The organism is Streptomyces sp. GbtcB7, assembly GCF_019091445.1.
GTDB classification, from domain to species: Bacteria; Actinomycetota; Actinomycetes; order Streptomycetales; family Streptomycetaceae; genus Streptomyces; species Streptomyces mirabilis.
Genome location: NZ_JAGXJM010000548.1, coordinates 1 through 241 on the forward strand (window position 1 = coordinate 1; position 241 = coordinate 241).

At 74.7% G+C, this 241-nt stretch carries 1 pseudogene; it reads right to left on the reverse strand.

Annotated features, from left to right (window positions below):
- Window positions 1-241, reverse strand: a pseudogene (locus KVT44_RS56770) (DNA-binding response regulator); the annotation flags it as partial.

Below are 241 nucleotides of genomic sequence, written 5' to 3' on the forward strand. Positions count from 1 at the left end.
GGGTGGGCCTGCCCCCCGGGCAGGGACGCCCACCGTGGAACCCCGACCCCCCCCGCGCCCAAGGCCCGCCCCAGTTGGGGGGGTTGGTCCGGCCCGGTGTCCTTGAGCAGGAAGCCGGCCGCCCCCGAGCGCAGCGCGGTGAGAATGTACTCGTCGGCGTTGAACGTCGTCAGCATTGCCACCACGGTCGCGTCCGGCAGCGCCCGCTGGTGGCGCTGTACGGTCGGACCGTCGACGTCCG